The sequence below is a fragment of the Streptomyces sp. NPDC046931 genome (genome assembly GCF_040644655.1).
Classification (GTDB): Bacteria; Actinomycetota; Actinomycetes; order Streptomycetales; family Streptomycetaceae; genus Streptomyces.
The window spans coordinates 26,525-42,202 of the sequence record NZ_JBEYWX010000037.1 but is presented as its reverse complement, the minus strand read 5'-3'; the positions used below and the strand labels follow the sequence as shown (position 1 = coordinate 42,202).

Genomic DNA, 15,678 nt, shown 5'->3' with positions numbered 1-15,678 from the left:
CGCTCACCGGCTGCGATGCAGGGCGACCAGCAACTGCCAGGACTGATCGGCGATCTGACGCGGTGACGCCTCGATGAGGCCGTGCAGCCAGTCCGCCAGCACGCCCGCGAAGCAGGCGGCCACGGCGGACGCCACCAGGGGGGCGTCGGCGGCGCCCGCGAGTTCGCGCTCGGCAAGGCTTCGGGCGCGCAGATCCCGGTGCAGGACCCGGCCGAGCGGTCCGCCGCCCCCCGGAGTGAGCAGCGTGCGGTAGAGGGCGGCGTGCGGGGCGAGCCCGGCGAAGAAGTCATTGAGGGCCGCGGGGGCGTGCACCGGGTCCGGCCGGCCGCGCCAGGCGTGCAGCGCGGCCACGGCCTCCCGTACGACATCGGCGCAGGCGTCGACGGCCAGTGCCTCCCGGTCCGCGTAGTGCACGTAGAACGTGGCGCGCCCGACCCCGGCCCGGCGCACCAGCGCGGCGACGCTGACCTCGTCGAGGGGGCGTTCGGCGCACTCCCGCAACAGGGCTTCCCGTAGCCGCGCGCGGGTGCGGGAAGCCCGGGGATCCGCCGGTGGCACCGCGGTCATCGCGCCACCACCACGGCGGCCAGGGCGAGCGCGCCGGGCAGCGCCTGGGCGACCAGAATCCGCCGGTTGGCGGTGGCGGCCCCGAACATGCCGGCGATCACCACGCAGGCCAGGAAGAAGACCCGTACACGGAACCCGGTCGGATCGGCGGCGAGGAGCCCCCACGCCAGACCGGCCGCCAGGAAGCCGTTGTACAGACCCTGGTTGGCGGCCAACGGCGCCGTGGCGCGCGCCATCTCGGGCCCGAACCCGTGCAGCCCGCGCCCGGGCTTCTTCTCCCAGAGGAACATCTCCATCACGAGAATGTACGCATGCAGGACGGCCACCAGCCCGACCAGCACGTTCGCCACGATCTCCATCGCCGACCGACCCCCACCCCGAAAAAGTTGCTAGACAGGTGTCCACTGTACCTGGACAGGTGTCTGGGATTCACATGCCCTTCGGGGTGCGGCCGACGTCAGGCGCCGGGCGCCGTGAACACGCGCTCGCCCCCGACATAGGTGAGCGCCACGCCTGTCCCGCCGATCTCCTCGGGCGGGCCCGCGTACGGGTCGCGGTCCAGCACCACCAGGTCGGCCAGCGCCCCGGGGCTGATACGGCCGGTGTCGTCGAGGTGGTTCACATACGCCGACCCCGTCGTGTACGCCGTCAGCGCCGCCGTGAGGCCGATACGTTCCGCGGGCAGGAAGACCGGAGCGGAGCCGCCCGGGAGAACCCGGTTGACGGCGACATGGATGCCGTGCAGCGGGTCGGGGCTGCTGACCGGCCAGTCGCTGCCCGCCGCGAGCCTCGCCCCGGAGCGCAGGAGGGAACCGAACGGGTACTGCCGGGCGGCCCGTTCGGGTCCCAGGAACGGGATGGTCAGCTCGTCCATCTGCGGTTCGTGCGCGGCCCACAGCGGCTGCACGGTCGCCGTGGCACCGAGCCGTGCGAAGCGCGGGACGTCGTTCGGATGCACGATCTGCAGATGGGCCAGGTGCGGCCTGGTGTCGCGAAGGCCGTTGGCCTCGCGGGCCGCCTCGACGGCGTCCAGCGCGTCCCGTACGGCCCGGTCGCCCAGCGCATGGAAGTGGCACTGGAAGCCGAGCGCGTCCAACTCGGTGACGTACGACGGGAGCAGGGCGGGGTCGAGGAAGCTGGTGCCGCGGTTCACGGTGGCACAGCCGCACCGGTCCAGATACGGGTCGAGGAGCGCCGCCGTGCCGGTCTCGGCGATCCCGTCCAGCATCAGCTTGACGCTGCCTGCGCGGAACCGGCCGTGGCTCAGGGCGGCCCGGCGTTCGACGAGTTCGGGGATCTGCTCGGCGCCGCACTCGCGGTCCCACCACAGCGCGCCGACGACCCGGGCGGTCAGCGAGCCGTCGCGGGCCGCCGTCAGATACACCCCGGACGGGTCGTCCATCCCCAGGAAGGCGCCGACGAGGGCGTCCTGCCAGGCCGTGATGCCGAGCGCGTGCAGATGCCGCTGGGCGTACAGGAGCGCGGCGAGCAGGTCGGCGGCGGTGGCCGCGGGCGTGAGCCGGCCGACGTGGCGCATGGCCCCCTCCTGGAGCATGCCCGTGGGCTCCCCGGAGGCGTCGCGTTCGAACCGTCCGTCGGCCGGATCGGGAGTGTCCCGGGTGATGCCCGCGAGTTCCAGGGCACGGCTGTTCACCCAGGCGCCGTGATGGTCGCGGTTCACCAGGTGCACCGGCCGGTCCGGGACCACCGCGTCCAGCAGCTCCCTGGTCGGTGTCCCGCCCTCGAACGCCTCCAAGGACCAGCCGCCGCCGGTGATCCACTGCCGGTCCGGATGCGCCTCGGCGTACGCGCGGACGGCGGCCAGAGTGTCCTCGGCGGTCCTCGCGTGGGTGAGGTCGCACCGGGTGAGTTCCAGCCCGGCGGGGACGGGGTGTACGTGCGCGTCCTGGAAGCCGGGCAGCAGCAGCCGTCCGGCCAGGTCGACCACCTCGGTCTTCGGACCGGCGAGTTCGCGAGCCGCGCCGTCGCCGACCGCGGCGATCCGGTCACCGACGACCGCGACCGAGGCGGTGAGGGGCCCGTCCGGGGTGAGGACGGGGCCACCGGTGAAGAGGAGATCGGCGTGCATGGGTCTCCGTTCGGTCGAAAGGCGCCGGAGGGCCGGCCGGAGTCATCGGGATGGGCCCCCGGCCGATCGGTTCGTCGGCCCGCGAGTCGTGCGGGAAGGGCCCTGAGGGATCGAGTATCGGCGAACTTCTCCTCCGGCCACCGGGGTTGGCGGTCGACAGCGGGGCGCGCCGCCGAGTGAAACCCGGGGACGGGGTATCCGGGGACCTATGGGGGCGGGGTGGCCCGCCCCGGACCCCTCAGGGAGGAAGGCATGACACTGGTCATGGCGGGCGTCGTGGTCCTGGACTGCGCCGAGCCCGAGAAGCTCGCAGTGTTCTACAGGGAACTGCTCGGCGCCGAGGAGACCGACGCGACCGCGAACCGGGTGGAGATACGCAGCCCCGACGGGATGCGGATGGCGTTCCGCCGTGACACCAACGCCACCCCGCCGAGCTGGCCCCGCCCCGAGAACTCCCTCCAGGCGCACCTGGACTTCCTGGTCGACGACCTCGACGAGGCCGAGCGCAGGGTGGTCGGCCTGGGCGGCCGTCCGCTGGAGGCCAAGGACGCGGCGGGGCCGTTCGAGGAACGCGGCTACGCCGACCCCGCCGGGCACTCCTTCACCCTGCGCCTGACCCGGGACATGGCGCCGAAGCAGGGGTGAGGCGGCGAGTGGCCGCGCGGCGGCGCGGGACTCAGTCCCGGCCATCCTTCGTCGTGGCCGGCCACACACCCGTCGACCGCTCGATCGCCTTCGCTCCCGTGCGGTCCGCCACACTGCGGGCCACGGCGAAGAGGGCTCCCTGGACAGCCGCCGCGAGCAGCACCTCGCCCCAGCCGCGGTCCTTGTCCAGCGCGTCGGGCGCGTCGTCCTCGTGGCGGATCGCCTTCCACGCCGTGCGGAAGGCGAGCCCCGCGAGGGCCCCGCTCGCCCAGCCGAGGGCGAATCCGACCGGCTTGTAGACCAGCGGAAGCTTCGCCTTCTTCTTTTCCTTGGACACGTTGCTCTCCTCTGCTGTCCGTCAACCTGCTGCCGCTGTCCGTCGACCTGCCGGACGCGAGCCTGTTGCCCGCGCACCTGCGGTCCGCGCACCTGCGGTCCGCGCACCTGCGGTCCGCGCACCTGCGGTCCGTGCGTCGCGACCGCCGCTGCCCCGCCGTCAGGGCTGGCCCGCGGCCGGGACCTCCTCGCCCGCGGGCACCGGACCCGGCGGCGTCCCGTCACCGAACGGGCGCCCGCCCAGCTCCTCCCGGCCGTGCGGCGAGAGCCAGCCGGCCAGATCCGGTCCGAGCGGCACGATCCCGGTCGGGTTGAGGCCCGTGTGGACCTGGTAGTAGTGCCGTTTGATGTGGTCGAAGTCGACGGTGTCCCCGAAGCCGGGCGTCTGGTAAAGATCGCGGGCGTACGCCCACAGCACCGGGTCCTCCGCCAGCTTCCAGCGGTTGCACTTGAAGTGGCCGTGGTAGACGGGATCGAAACGTACGAGTGTGGTGAAAAGCCGGATGTCGGCCTCGGTGATCGTGTCGCCGAGCAGGTACCGTCGCCCGGCCAGGCGCTCCGACAGCCACTCCAGCCGGCGGAACACATCGTTGCACGCCTGCTCGTACTCGCTCTGGCCGGTGGCGAAACCTGCCCGGTAGACGCCGTTGTTGACGTCCTCGTACACGACCCGCATCACGTCGTCGATCTCGTCGCGCAGCCGCTCGGGGTACAGCTCAGGCGCCCCCTCGCGGTGCAGCGCCGCCCACTCGGTCGCCAGGTCGAGGGTGATCTGCTGGAAGTCGTTGGTGACCAGTCGTCCGCTCGGCACGTCCACGACCGCGGGCACGCTCACGCCGCCCGGATAACCGGTCTCCCGGGCGTCGTAGGCCTCTTCGAGGAAGCGGATGCCCAGGACGGGGTCGCGGCCGCCGGGGTCCAGGGTGAACCGCCAGCTGCGGTCGTCCTGGACCGGATCGGCGATGGCCAGCGACAGTGCGTCCTCCAGGCCGAGTAGCCGCCGCGAGATCATGGCGCGGCTCGCCCAGGGGCAGGCCCGGCTGACCACCAGCCGGTAGCGGCCCTCCTCCACCGTCCAGCCGTCGCGCCCGTCGGCCGTGACACGGTCGGCGAATTGACTCCTGGACCGCTTGAACTGCTTCTTTCCGTACGCGCTGTTGCCGTCGACCATGTTGCCTCTCCTGACGTGGGCGCTCACCCGCACGGAAGGCGGGTTCCCCGTTTTGCGCCCAGGCACCGTGTGAGACCGGCGGATCGGGGCAGTCGGGCAGCGTGAGCGGGACATCTTCCAGTACGGGACAGTCGGCACGGCTCCAGTCGGCGGGGGAGCCTTCGCACCGCGAGACGCCGGGGCACGGATCCGGAGGGCGGGGCGGGAGTTCGGACGGCAGGACGCGGGTGACCGTGCTCGTGGCACTCGGTGCGAACCTGCTGATCGCCGTCGCCAAGGCCGTCGGCGGACTCTTCGCCGGCTCGCCCGCGCTGCTGTCGGAGGCCGCTCACTCCGTCGCCGACAGCCTGAACGAGGTCTTCCTGCTGGCCGCCCTGCGCCGCAGTCGCCGCCCGGCCGACCGGCGTCATCCCTTCGGCTATGGCAAGGAGCGGTTCTTCTGGTCACTGCTCGCGGCCGTCGGCATCTTCGTGATGGGCGGTTGCTTCTCCTTCTTCCAGGGCCTCGAAGCCCTGAAAGGCGGCGCGAGGGAGTCGCACAGCGGCTATGTGGCGGGGCTCGCGGTGCTCGGGGTGGCGCTGCTGTCGGAGGGCGCCTCCCTGCTGCGGGCCCTGCACCAGGTGAACCGGCAGCACGGCACGGCCGCGCAGGGGCTGCGGGACCCGGCCCTGCGTACGGTGCTCGCCGAGGACAGCACGGCGGTGCTCGGCGTGATCCTCGCGATCGCCGGTATGGCGCTGCACATGGCCACGGGGAACGTCGTGTGGGAGGCGTCCGCCTCGCTCGCCATCGGTGTGCTGCTCGTGTACGTCGCCTACCGGCTCGGCCGGGACGCCCGGGACCAGCTGATCGGCCAGGCCGCCGACCCGGAGCTGAGCGACCGGATCCGCGCGCTGCTGAAGGCACAGCCCGAGATCGACAGTGTGGAAGCCCTGCTCACCATGCAACTGGGCCTCGACTCCCTTCTGGTGGCCGCGCGTGTCGACCTGGTCCCCGGCCTGGACAGCGAAGAGGTCGAGGAGGCCGCGGTACGCATCAAACGCTCGGTCGTGCACACCGTGCCCGAGGCCCACCAGATGTTCCTCGACATCACGGACGCTCCGACCCGCGCGGCGGAGCGGCGGGGGGACGACGGCGCGGGGGGGCCCGCCGCGAGCGGCGAGCACGGCGGGACCTGACCAGGACCCCTTCGCGGGGGTCAGACGGCCGTGGCGGGCCCGTCGGCGCGCTCCGCGTCCCGGCGTTCCTGCTCGGCCGGCCGATGCCGGGCGTCCGCCCAGTCGAGGGGCAGTTCCGCGGCCGGGACCTGCCAGAAGGTGAAGACCGACCGGCTCATCGTGGAGCGCAGACCGTTCATCACCGAGCGGTGGGGCTCGGCCTTGGCGTACGCGTACTTCGACCGCTGGTTACAGGAGCGCAACGCCCGGGGCGTCGGCGATCCCGCGGCCCGCCACGGCGCCCACTCCCCGGTGGCGGTACCCCTGAGGGCCCGCGACACCCCTCTGGGCGTCGCGGGCTTCCTGCGCATCCGCAGGCAGGACCCGTACGCCGCCGCCGCCGTCCTCGCCGAGGAGCTCGCGAGCCGGTCCGCACGGCGGGGGCGCCGTGCGGCCCGTGGCTCCGGCTCGTTCACTTCCCGGTGGGCTCCAGCACGAAGACGGGGATCTCACGGTCCGTCTTCTTCTGGTAGTCGGCGTACGGGGGATACGCGGCGACCGCCCGCTCCCACCACTGCGCCCTCTCCTCGCCCGTGACCTCACGGGCCGTCATCTCCTGGCGCACCGGCCCGTCCTGGAGATCCACCGTGGGATGCTGCGTCACGTTGTAGTACCAGACGGGGTGCTTGGGCGCGCCGCCCAGCGAGGCCACCACGGCGTACCGGCCCTCGTGCTCGACGCGCATCAGCGGAGTCTTGCGGATCTTGCCGCTTCTGGCGCCCAGAGTCGTGAGGATGATCACCGGCATCCCCGTGTCGCGAAGTGTCGTCCCCTTGGTGCCGCCGGAGCTCTCGTACAGCTCCACCTGTTCGCGCACCCACTGCGTCGGGCTGGGTTCGTACTCGCCCTCAAGAGCCATGTTCATCCGTCCCCTCGTCGCGTACGACTGCAGTCTCGTCCGGCGCGCCGCGGCCGTACGGCAGTGCCGCGGGTCCGCGCTGCACGATTGAACACCAGCCGCCGCCGGTTTCATCCTCACCACGCTCCGGGGGTGGGGGCGGAGCACGAGACTCCGCGCATCACGCGGGCCCGGTCAGCACCCGCACCGCAAGGGCCGCGATCACCGCGCTGGAGACAAGCGCCGTCGCAAGGCGCCCGCGCCGTCCGGTCAGCGCCCGGCCCAGCAGCGCGCCACCCCCGGCCAGCACCAGCTGCCAACTGGCCGACGCGGCGAAGGCCGCGGCGACGAAGAGGCCCTGTTCCAGCGGCCGCACCGGGTCCGCGGCGCGGCCCCCGAGCACCAGCGCGGCGAAGTAGATCACCGTGGTCGGGTTGAGCAGGGTGACGCCGAGCAGCCCCAGATACGCCCGCCCGGGGCCCGACGGCGCGGCGCGGGCGGGGAGGGATCGTCCCTCGGAACGGTACTGGCGCACTGCGCCGACGGCACCGCGCACCGCGAGAGCGGCCAGCACCAGAGCGGACACCCATCGCAGCGGGGCCAGCACCGGCTGGAGCGCGGCGGCGAGAGCGGAGCCGCCGGCGGTCGCCGCCAGGGCGTAGATCCCGTCGGCGGTGGCGACGCCGAGCGCGGCGCACACACCGATCCGCAGGGAGGTCCGAGCCGTGAGGGAGAGCAGATAGGCGGAGACCGCTCCGACGGGTACGGCGATGCCGTACCCCGCGACCAGTCCCGCCACCAGCGCCGCGGTCACGACCAGGGCGGCGAGAGCCTCCGGGGACGGCCGGGCTGCTGTCGGCCCCGGCCGGAACGGGCGGCGGCGGAGGTCGGCGGCAGGGCGGGGGCGAGGAAAGGCATGCGCCGATCCTGGAGGAGCGCCGGATGCACGGGCAAGCGAATTACGATGGTCAGCGCGGGGACGCGCGACGCACTCCCGCCGGATGCGATGGCGCGGGCCGCACGGGCGACGGCAGACTTCGGCCTGGCGACAACCACCCGCCTGCGACCGTCGGCCCGACGACGGGCTTCGGCCACATACGGCATCCGGCGGATCTGGCCGAACTTCGAGTGGCCCTGTAGGTGCCTGGGGCATCTAATTGATGATGATCGGCAAGAGCGAATCTTCGCGTGCGAGGTCATTCATGACGAAACCCGCTGTGACCCAGTCAGAATCCGTCGCCTTTCCCCAGGACCGCACCTGCCCCTACCACCCGCCCGCCGCCTACGACCCATTGCGCACCGCGCGGCCCCTGACCCGCGTCACCCTCTACGACGGGCGTGACGTCTGGGTGGTCACCGGCCACTCCACGGCCCGGGAGCTCCTCGCGGATCCACGCCTGTCCTCCGACCGCAGCCGGGACGCGTTCCCGGCGATCAACGCACGCTTCGCCGCAGCCCGCAACCGCCGGCTGACCCTGCTCGGCGTGGACGACCCCCAGCACCGCACACAGCGCCGCATGCTGGTGCCGAGCTTCACCCTCAAGCGTGTCACCGCGCTGCGCCCGCGCATCCAGGAGACGGTCGACCGCCTGCTGGACGCCATGGAGGCCGCGGGCCCGCCGGCCGAGCTGGTGAACACCTTCGCGCTGCCGCTGCCCTCGATGGTGATCTGCGCGCTGCTGGGAGTGCCCTACACCGACCACGAGTTCTTCGAGGAGCAGTCCCGCAGGCTGCTGCGCGGTCCTACCCCGGCCGACACCCAGGACGCCCGCGACCGCATGGACGCCTACCTCGGAGAGCTGATCGACGCCAAGCGCGAGCAGCCGGGGGACGGACTGCTCGACGAGCTGATCGAGGAGCAGCTGCGCGAGGGAGCGCTGGACCGGGCCGAACTGGTCTCCATGGCGACCCTTCTGCTGGTCGCCGGGCACGAGACGACCGCCAACATGATCTCCCTTGGCACGTTCACCCTGCTCCGGCATCCCGAGCAGCTCGCGGAGCTCCGCGCCGACCCGGGCCTGATGTCCGCCGCGGTCGAGGAGCTGCTGCGCTTCCTGTCGATCGCCGACGGGCTGTTGCGCGTGGCCACCGAGGACATCGAGGTGGCCGGAAGCATCATCCGCGCCGACGAGGGCGTCCTGTTCTCCACCTCCGTCATCAACCGGGACACCACCGCCTTCCCCGAGCCGGACACGCTGGACTGGCACCGCACCGCCCGCCATCACGTCGCCTTCGGGTTCGGCATCCACCAGTGCCTCGGCCAGAACCTGGCCCGGGCCGAGCTGGAGATCGGCCTGCGCACCCTGTTCGAGCGGCTGCCCGGGCTGCGGCTCGCCGCTCCGGCGGAGGAGATTCCCTTCAAACCGGGCGACACGATCCAGGGGATGCTGGAACTCCCCGTGACCTGGTAAGAGGCTGGCGACCATGACCGATGACATCTCCGACAGCTCCATTCCCATCTCCATCTCCATCGACAGGGACGTCTGCATCGGTGCAGGCCAGTGCGCCCTCACCGCGCCGGGCGTCTTCACCCAGGACGACGACGGCTACAGCGAACTGCTGCCCGGCAAGGAGGACGGTGGCGGCGACCCGCTGGTGCGGGAGGCCGCGCGGGCCTGCCCGGTGAGCGCCATCACCGTCACCGAGAAAGGAGCCGAGGCTTCCCGGGCGGGCTGACACCGCCGGCCCATGCGTCGAGGACGCCGAGGACGGTCCACGCGGACGACCCGGGGGCCGTCCTCGGCGGTCGGCTTCGGCGGACTCCGGCGTCCCCGGGCCCGTTGCCCGGGCCGGATCGGCCGCCTCCCGGTCGGTTCCGTGTCACCGGTGGGACGCCAGCAGCAGTGCCGCGGCCCGGCGCGCCTGGTCGGCGGGCTCCCTGCAGGTCTCCATGCCCGCCGTCACCATGGCGCCCTCGGCCAGCAGGAACAGCTGGTCGCCGAGAGGTGCGGACAGCCCCGCGTCGCCCACCAGGCCGGCCAGGTACCGCCTGAACGCCTGCTTGTGGGCGCGTACCTGGGCCAGCACGCGGGGGGAGGTGGCGCCCAGTTCGCCGTAGGAGTTGATCCAGGCGCACCCGCGGAAGCCGGGCTCGGCGCACCACTCCCGCAGCCAATCGAACACGGCCAGGAGGCGCTCCACGGGGTCCGTGTGCCGGTCCACGTACTCCGCCAGCCGCTGCCGCCAGCGCTCGTCACGCCGCTCCAGATACGCCTCGACCAGCTGCTCCTTGGCAGGGAAGAGCTGGTAGAGGCGCTTGAGCGACACACCTGAGGTGCCGCGGATGTCGTCCATCCCGACGCTCTGTATGCCCCGGCCGTAGAACAGCTCCTCCGCGGCGTCCAGCGCCCGGTCGCGGGCGACTTCGGCATCCATGTACGCGTCCCTCCTGGGGCGTCCTCGGCCGAGAGAACCGGCGTTCTCTACGGTAGCAGCGGCACGACCTGCCACGCCGTCCCCGCTCCGCCGCCTAGAGTGCGGACGTGACCCAGGACGCCTCGAAACCCTTCCTGTACGTCGTCGTCTGCGCCGCGGGCATCGCACAGGACGTCGGCAAGCTGATCACGGCCGCCCAGGAGGCCGACTGGGAGGTGGGCGTGATCGCCACCCCACTCGCCCTCCGCTTCTTCGACGCCGCCGACGTCGAGGCGCGCACGGGCCGCCCGATCCGCTCCGCCTGGCGTGCCCCGGGCGACCCGCGGCCGTTTCCGGACCCGGACGCGGTCGTCGTGGCCCCGGCCACCTTCAACACCGTCAACAAGTGGGCCGCCGGCATATCCGACACCCTCGCCCTGGGCACCCTGTGCGAGGCGTACGGGATGGGCGTGCCGATCGCCGTCCTGCCGTGTGTGAGCGAGGCGCTGACGGCCCATCCCGCCTACCGCGCCAGCCTCGAGCGGCTGGGCGGCATGGGGGTCCGGTTCGGGGACCCGTACGCCGGAGGGGCGCACGAGGGCGGCGGGCGCCCGGAGTTCCACTGGGAGCGGGCTCTGGAGCTGCTCCCGCCGCGCTGACGAGACACCATTGCCGCCCCGCTTTTGGAAGTGACCGAACTGCCGGTCGAATTATCCGGGGCGGGTTCGCCGGAGGTGCCGGAATTCCAGGTGCCCGTCCAGTTGACTGACTTTCTGTCAATACAGCGGCGCCCTCACGGGAAACGGAAAATGAGGGACTCTCTTGTTCCCCCTCGGTGACCTGTGGAAAAGTGTCACCGTGGGCGCGCGGGCCATTCTCTTTCCGCTGCGCATCCGGCGTTGTCGTGCGCCGTCCGCCGCAGCCGGCGTGTCTCGGGCGGTTGTTCGACAGGCCGGTTAATTCCGGTGGACACTTCCCGCGTGCAGTCGGCCGGGCGGTGCCTTCATTGGTACGGACTAAGGAAGTCTCCGCGTGGTCTCTGGAGGAACGTGAACGTGAAAGACGGGAGTCGGCGAAATACGCCGGACTCCCTCCCGTCGTACGGCGCGACGGACGAACAGCTCGCCGCCGAGCTGAAGAAGTCCGCCGGCAAGAGGCCCGTGCACCATCCGGTCGGTGAACTGCTCGGCCGTCACTGGGAGGCCGCCTACTCCTACGCCCGGCTGTGCGCCGACGGGGCTCATCCCGCCGGAATGCTCACCACGGCCGCATTCACCCGGCTCTTCGAGGATTCCGCGCGGCAGGGCGGACCCACGGCCGCATGGCGGCCCCAATTGCTCGTCGCCGTCCGCCGGCTCGCGGCGGAATGGGACACCGACCACCGGCGCGCCCTCCTGAACCCCGCACTCCGCTCCGACGCCGCCGGCGAACGGGCCGCGGCCCGGCTGTCGCCCCCCGAGACGCGGCGGCTCGTGTCGCGTGCCTTTCAGCGGCTTTCCGAACCCGCCCGCTGTCTGCTGTGGCACGCCGAGGTCGAACGAGAGGAACTCGCCGTCCCCGCCGCCCTGTTGGGCATCGACCCGGCAGACGCCGTGGTACGGCTGGACCGGGCGCGCGAGCAGATACGTGAGGCGTGTCTGGACGTCCACCGCGAGTCCGCCCCCGACCAGGAGTGCCGCCGCTACGCCCGGCTGCTGGACGTCTTCCTGCGCCGGTCGGACGACCTCCTCGATCCCGATCTGCGCCGCCACATGGACGGCTGTATGCACTGCCACCACGCCGCCGAGCAGCTGGAGGGCTTCCACCGGCGCCTTCCGCTGCTCCTCGCGGAGGGTGTGCTCGGCTGGGGCGCGCAGGCCTACCTGGAGACGAAGCCCATGCCCGGCGAGGCGACCGAGGCACCGGTGGCCCCCGCGAAGCCCCTCGTCGGAGGCGAGCCGCTGATCGATCCGGTCGACGAACGCCCGTGGACGACGCCCCTGGAGTCCACGGCTCCCATCACCCCTGCCGACTCCGGCGACCGGGGCACCACCGCGAGGGACCCCAGGGGCGGCCGTTTCCCGAGCGCCGTGCCGACCGCCGCGGGCCCGCGCTCCACCGCCGGGCACAAGGCCCCCCGCCGCTCGTCGCCCCGTCGGCAACTCGCCCTCGCCGTGGCCGCGGTGAGCGCGCTGGTCCTCGTCCCGCTGGCCGTGTGGTCCGGCACCCGGTCGGCCGGAGGCGCCGCCACCGGCACGGGCACACCCTCCGACGGGCCCAGCCCGGCAGGGACGAACCGCTCCGGATCGCCCTCCCTGGTCGGCGCTGCCGCCGATGTGCCCACCGGTGCCTTCGAGGGCCGGCTGCGCAACGAGGACGGCGGCCTGTGCGTCGGCCTCGACCAGGACAAGGCGGTGGCCGGCGCCGAGGCCGTGCTCGTCTCCTGCGCGTCCACGGCCACCCAGCAGTGGGCGTACGGCACCGACGGGCTGCTGCGCAGCGCCGCAGCGCCCGATCTGTGCCTCGACTCCCACCTCGGCTACTCGGTGCAACTCGCCTCCTGCGCGGGGGGCTTGGAGCCCGAGGCGAAGAACGTCCGCTACGACTTCACCCGCCAGGGCGTGTTCGTCCCGCGCGGGGGCCAGGACCTGGCCCTCACCCCCGCCTCCTCCGATCGGGACGCGGGGCTCGTGCTCAAGCCGCGGACGGGCGGCGACACCCAGCGCTGGCACGTGGACACCTCGAACGCGCTGCGGATGCAGACGGCCGACTGGGGCACCGAGGACGCGTCGAGAGCTCCGGCGGCCCGCGGCGCCGGGCCGTCCCGCTCGGCGGCCCCGGCGAGAGGGAGCACACCGGCACCGTCCCCCACCTGGTCGACGCGGGCGCGGCCCACGGACGGGCCCTCCTCCCGGACAGCGAGCGGCTGTCCGGACCCGTACTGCCCGCCGGGCGACCAAGGCACCCAGGGAGACCAAGGCGCCCGGGGCGGGTGGGGCGGACACGAGGGCCGGGGTCCCTCCGGGACCCGCGGCGGCCACTGACCGGGACCGGCCGCGGCCTCACTCCAGCAGGTTCAGCTCGGCCCAGATCGTCTTGCCCTCTGCGGTGTGGCGGCTGCCCCAGCGTTGGGCGAGCTGGGCCACCAGGAGCAGCCCGCGGCCGCCCTCGTCGTACGTCCGGGCCCGGCGCAGATGCGGGGCGGTGGGGCTGCCGTCGGACACCTCGCAGATCAGCGTGGCGGCGTCATGGATCAGCCGGAGCCGGATCGGATGCCCGCCGTACCGGAGGGCATTGGTGACCAGCTCGCTGACCAGCAGCTCGGCCGTGAACGTCACATCGCTCAGCCGCCACACCTCCAGTTGCCCCACGACGTCCTTGCGGACCGTCGCCACCAGCGCCGGATCGCGGGCGATCTCCCAGGTCTTCACCTGTGAGGCGGGCAGCCCGTGCGCGCGGGCGAGCAGCAGTGCCACGTCGTCCGGGACACCGCCCGGGGGAAGCAGGGCGTTGAGGATCCGGTCACAGGCCTCGTCCAGCGAGACCGGACCGCCCGCGCATTCGCCGAGGATCGAGCACAGCAGCCGGTGGTTCGTGTCGATGTCACGCTGACGGCTCTCGATCAGCCCGTCGGTGTACAGGCCGAGCACCGTACCCTCGGCCAGGTCGATCTCCATCGATTCGAACGGCAGTCCGCCGAGCCCCAGGGGCGGCCCGCCGGGCAGCTCGACCTGCCGGGCCGTCCCGCCCGGCGGAATCATCAACGGGGCGGGATGCCCCGCCCGCGCCAGCGTGCACCGGCGCGAGACCGGGTCGTACACCGCGTACAGACAGGTGGCACCCACCTCACCGGTCGTGCCCTCGAGCCCCGCCTCCTGGGACATGCGTATGACGAGGTCGTCGAGGTGGGTGAGCAGCTCCTCCGGCGCCAGATCGATGTCGGCGAGCGTACGCACGGCGGTGCGCAGCCGCCCCATGGTGGCGGAGGCCTGCACACCGTGCCCGACCACGTCACCGACGACCATGGCGATCCGCAACCCCGACAGGGGGATCACGTCGAACCAGTCGCCGCCCACACCGGCGCGTGCCGCGGGCAGGTAGCGGTAGGCGGTCTCCAGCGCCGCGGTGTACGGCAGTTTGCGCGGCAGCAGACTGCGCTGGAGGGCGAGCGCCGTCTCGCGCTCGCGGCCGAACCGCCGCGCGTTGTCGATGCAGACCGCGGCCCGGGCCGTGATCTCCTCGGCGATCAGCACGTCGTCCGGCGTGAACGGCTCTGGTCGCCGGAACCGTCGCAGCACGACCACTCCGAACCTCCCGCCGCGGGCGCGGATGGGGACCGACATCGTGGAGTGCACACCGAGTTCACGGACGCGCTCACCCCGGGCCCGGTCCCACTCGAGCCACTCGGTGAGCGAGGTCGCGAGGTCCGTGGCGACCATCGTCCGGCCCGCCACCAGGGAGGACGCCTGCGGGGAGGAGGCGGGGTACAGGCCCGCCCGGCCCGGCTCGATCAGCGCCTCCGGGGAGCCGGGAGTGATCGAGCGGTGCGCGGCTCGGCGCAGTGTGACCGGTGCGGTGACCGAGGAGGGTCCGGGCCGGCCCTCGTCGTCCGGCGGGTCCAGCAGATCGACGCTGACGAAGTCGGCGAGCCGGGGCACGCACACATCGGCAAGCTCCTGTGCCGTGCGGGTGACGTCGAGGGTGGTCCCGATACGGACGCTGGCCTCGTTGACCAACTGAAGCCGCTCCCGGGCCAGAAACTGTTCGGTGAAGTCGTGCGCGGTCATGCACACCCCGTACATCCGGCCACCGCCGTCGGTGAGGGGGGCGAACCGCGCGAGCCAGGCATGCGCCCGGCCCTCGGCTCCGCTGCGCAGATACGTCTGCACATCCCGTCTCCGGCCGCTCTCCAGTACTTCGCGGGCCTGGAACTCCAGTTCCTCGCTCTCGGGCCTGCCGACGATCTCCGCGAGCCGCAGACCCCGAATGTGCACCTGTGGCAGACCGACCAGCTCGGCCATCGCCTGGTTGCAGGCGTACAGCCTCAGGTTCTCGTCGTAGATGGCCAGGGCGCAGGGCGAGCAGGTCAGTGCCGTCCGTGTCAGCGTGTCGTCCTCGGGGTGGCGGCCGGAGCCGCCCACCGGAGTGACGACCAGCCATGCCTCGCCCCGCGCGTGCTGACGGCGGTGGGCGAGCAACCACACCGGCAGGGCGCGGCCGTCGCGGTGGCGCAGCTCGACCGTGCCGCTCCAGCGGGTGCCGTCCGGCTCGGGCCGCGGTACCGGACTGCCGGGGACGAGCAGCTCCGCGGCGGGGCGGCCCTCGACCTCCCCGGGCGCATAGCCCAGCAGCCGGCCCGCGTGCTCGTTGAAGTGGACCAGGACGCCGTTCTCGTCGATGACTGCCCGAGCCGTGGCGGCTTCGCCGGGCGGATGCACCGGGCTCATCGCCACTCCCTTGCGCACACTCTCGGTGAACAAGC

At 72.7% G+C, this 15,678-nt stretch carries 16 protein-coding genes; 6 read left to right on the top strand and 10 right to left on the bottom strand.

Annotation, left to right across the window (positions count from 1 at the left end):
* Positions 1-3 precede the first annotated feature (3 nt).
* The 3 genes from ABZ876_RS36555 to ABZ876_RS36545 all read right to left on the bottom strand — a co-directional run bounded on the left by ABZ876_RS36555 (position 4) and on the right by ABZ876_RS36545 (position 2,656).
* Positions 4-567 carry a TetR/AcrR family transcriptional regulator gene (locus ABZ876_RS36555; RefSeq protein WP_361789910.1) on the bottom strand — a complete coding sequence of 188 codons (564 nt, stop codon included), beginning with the start codon at positions 565-567 and terminating at the stop codon, positions 4-6.
* Positions 564-926: a DUF1304 domain-containing protein gene (locus ABZ876_RS36550; protein WP_234517871.1), complete on the bottom strand. Its 363-nt coding sequence runs from the start codon at positions 924-926 to the stop codon at positions 564-566. Before ABZ876_RS36550 ends, ABZ876_RS36555 begins: the two co-directional genes overlap by 4 nt.
* Before the next feature lie 98 nt (positions 927-1,024).
* Positions 1,025-2,656 carry an amidohydrolase gene (locus ABZ876_RS36545; protein WP_361789907.1) on the bottom strand — a complete coding sequence of 544 codons (1,632 nt, stop codon included), beginning with the start codon at positions 2,654-2,656 and terminating at the stop codon, positions 1,025-1,027.
* A gap of 252 nt (positions 2,657-2,908) precedes the next feature.
* Here ABZ876_RS36545 and ABZ876_RS36540 point away from each other — a divergent pair, with 252 nt between their 5' ends.
* Positions 2,909-3,301, top strand: coding sequence for a VOC family protein (locus ABZ876_RS36540; protein ID WP_361789905.1), 393 nt, complete (start codon positions 2,909-2,911; stop codon positions 3,299-3,301).
* Between the two features lie 31 nt (positions 3,302-3,332).
* Here the strand turns inward: ABZ876_RS36540 and ABZ876_RS36535 are convergent, their stop codons facing one another.
* Both ABZ876_RS36535 and ABZ876_RS36530 read right to left on the bottom strand, forming a co-directional pair.
* A complete protein-coding gene (locus ABZ876_RS36535) occupies positions 3,333-3,638 on the bottom strand; it encodes a DUF4235 domain-containing protein (RefSeq protein WP_361789903.1) in 306 nt (101 codons plus the stop codon).
* A 159-nt stretch (positions 3,639-3,797) separates the two neighbouring features.
* Positions 3,798-4,808, bottom strand: coding sequence for a glutathione S-transferase C-terminal domain-containing protein (locus ABZ876_RS36530; RefSeq protein ID WP_361789901.1), 1,011 nt, complete (start codon positions 4,806-4,808; stop codon positions 3,798-3,800).
* A 227-nt stretch (positions 4,809-5,035) separates the two neighbouring features.
* On the opposite strand from ABZ876_RS36530, the gene ABZ876_RS36525 reads away from it, so the two are divergent.
* On the top strand, positions 5,036-5,986 hold the full coding sequence (locus ABZ876_RS36525) for a cation diffusion facilitator family transporter (protein WP_361789899.1): 951 nt from the start codon (positions 5,036-5,038) through the stop codon (positions 5,984-5,986).
* Positions 5,987-6,006: 20 nt separating this feature from the next.
* On the opposite strand, the gene ABZ876_RS36520 is transcribed toward ABZ876_RS36525, so the two are convergent.
* The 3 genes from ABZ876_RS36520 to ABZ876_RS36510 all read right to left on the bottom strand — a co-directional run bounded on the left by ABZ876_RS36520 (position 6,007) and on the right by ABZ876_RS36510 (position 7,677).
* Complete coding sequence (locus ABZ876_RS36520) at positions 6,007-6,441, bottom strand: DUF3291 domain-containing protein (protein WP_361789897.1); 435 nt, start codon at positions 6,439-6,441, stop codon at positions 6,007-6,009.
* Positions 6,438-6,884 carry a nitroreductase family deazaflavin-dependent oxidoreductase gene (locus ABZ876_RS36515; RefSeq protein ID WP_361789949.1) on the bottom strand — a complete coding sequence of 149 codons (447 nt, stop codon included), beginning with the start codon at positions 6,882-6,884 and terminating at the stop codon, positions 6,438-6,440. The genes ABZ876_RS36520 and ABZ876_RS36515 overlap by 4 nt, the downstream gene beginning before the upstream one ends.
* A 160-nt stretch (positions 6,885-7,044) precedes the next feature.
* Entirely contained in the window at positions 7,045-7,677 is a 633-nt protein-coding gene (locus ABZ876_RS36510; RefSeq protein ID WP_361789895.1) for a LysE family transporter, read from the bottom strand.
* 388 nt (positions 7,678-8,065) lie between these two features.
* On the opposite strand from ABZ876_RS36510, the gene ABZ876_RS36505 reads away from it, so the two are divergent.
* Together ABZ876_RS36505 and ABZ876_RS36500 are read left to right on the top strand one after the other, a co-directional pair.
* Entirely contained in the window at positions 8,066-9,274 is a 1,209-nt protein-coding gene (locus tag ABZ876_RS36505) for a cytochrome P450 (protein WP_361789893.1), read from the top strand.
* Positions 9,275-9,320: 46 nt separating this feature from the next.
* Positions 9,321-9,539, top strand: coding sequence for a ferredoxin (locus ABZ876_RS36500; protein WP_361789947.1), 219 nt, complete (start codon positions 9,321-9,323; stop codon positions 9,537-9,539).
* A 144-nt stretch (positions 9,540-9,683) separates the two neighbouring features.
* Here ABZ876_RS36500 and ABZ876_RS36495 read toward each other — a convergent pair whose 3' ends face one another.
* Positions 9,684-10,238, bottom strand: a complete 555-nt coding sequence (locus tag ABZ876_RS36495; protein WP_361789891.1) for a TetR/AcrR family transcriptional regulator — start codon at positions 10,236-10,238, stop codon at positions 9,684-9,686.
* Positions 10,239-10,345: 107 nt separating this feature from the next.
* Here ABZ876_RS36495 and ABZ876_RS36490 point away from each other — a divergent pair, with 107 nt between their 5' ends.
* Positions 10,346-10,876, top strand: a complete 531-nt coding sequence (locus ABZ876_RS36490) for a flavoprotein (RefSeq protein WP_361789889.1) — start codon at positions 10,346-10,348, stop codon at positions 10,874-10,876.
* 396 nt (positions 10,877-11,272) lie between these two features.
* On the top strand, positions 11,273-13,240 hold the full coding sequence (locus tag ABZ876_RS36485) for a ricin-type beta-trefoil lectin domain protein (RefSeq protein ID WP_361789887.1): 1,968 nt from the start codon (positions 11,273-11,275) through the stop codon (positions 13,238-13,240).
* Between the two features lie 18 nt (positions 13,241-13,258).
* Here the strand turns inward: ABZ876_RS36485 and ABZ876_RS36480 are convergent, their stop codons facing one another.
* Positions 13,259-15,643 carry a SpoIIE family protein phosphatase gene (locus ABZ876_RS36480; RefSeq protein WP_361789885.1) on the bottom strand — a complete coding sequence of 795 codons (2,385 nt, stop codon included), beginning with the start codon at positions 15,641-15,643 and terminating at the stop codon, positions 13,259-13,261.
* Positions 15,644-15,678 lie beyond the last annotated feature (35 nt).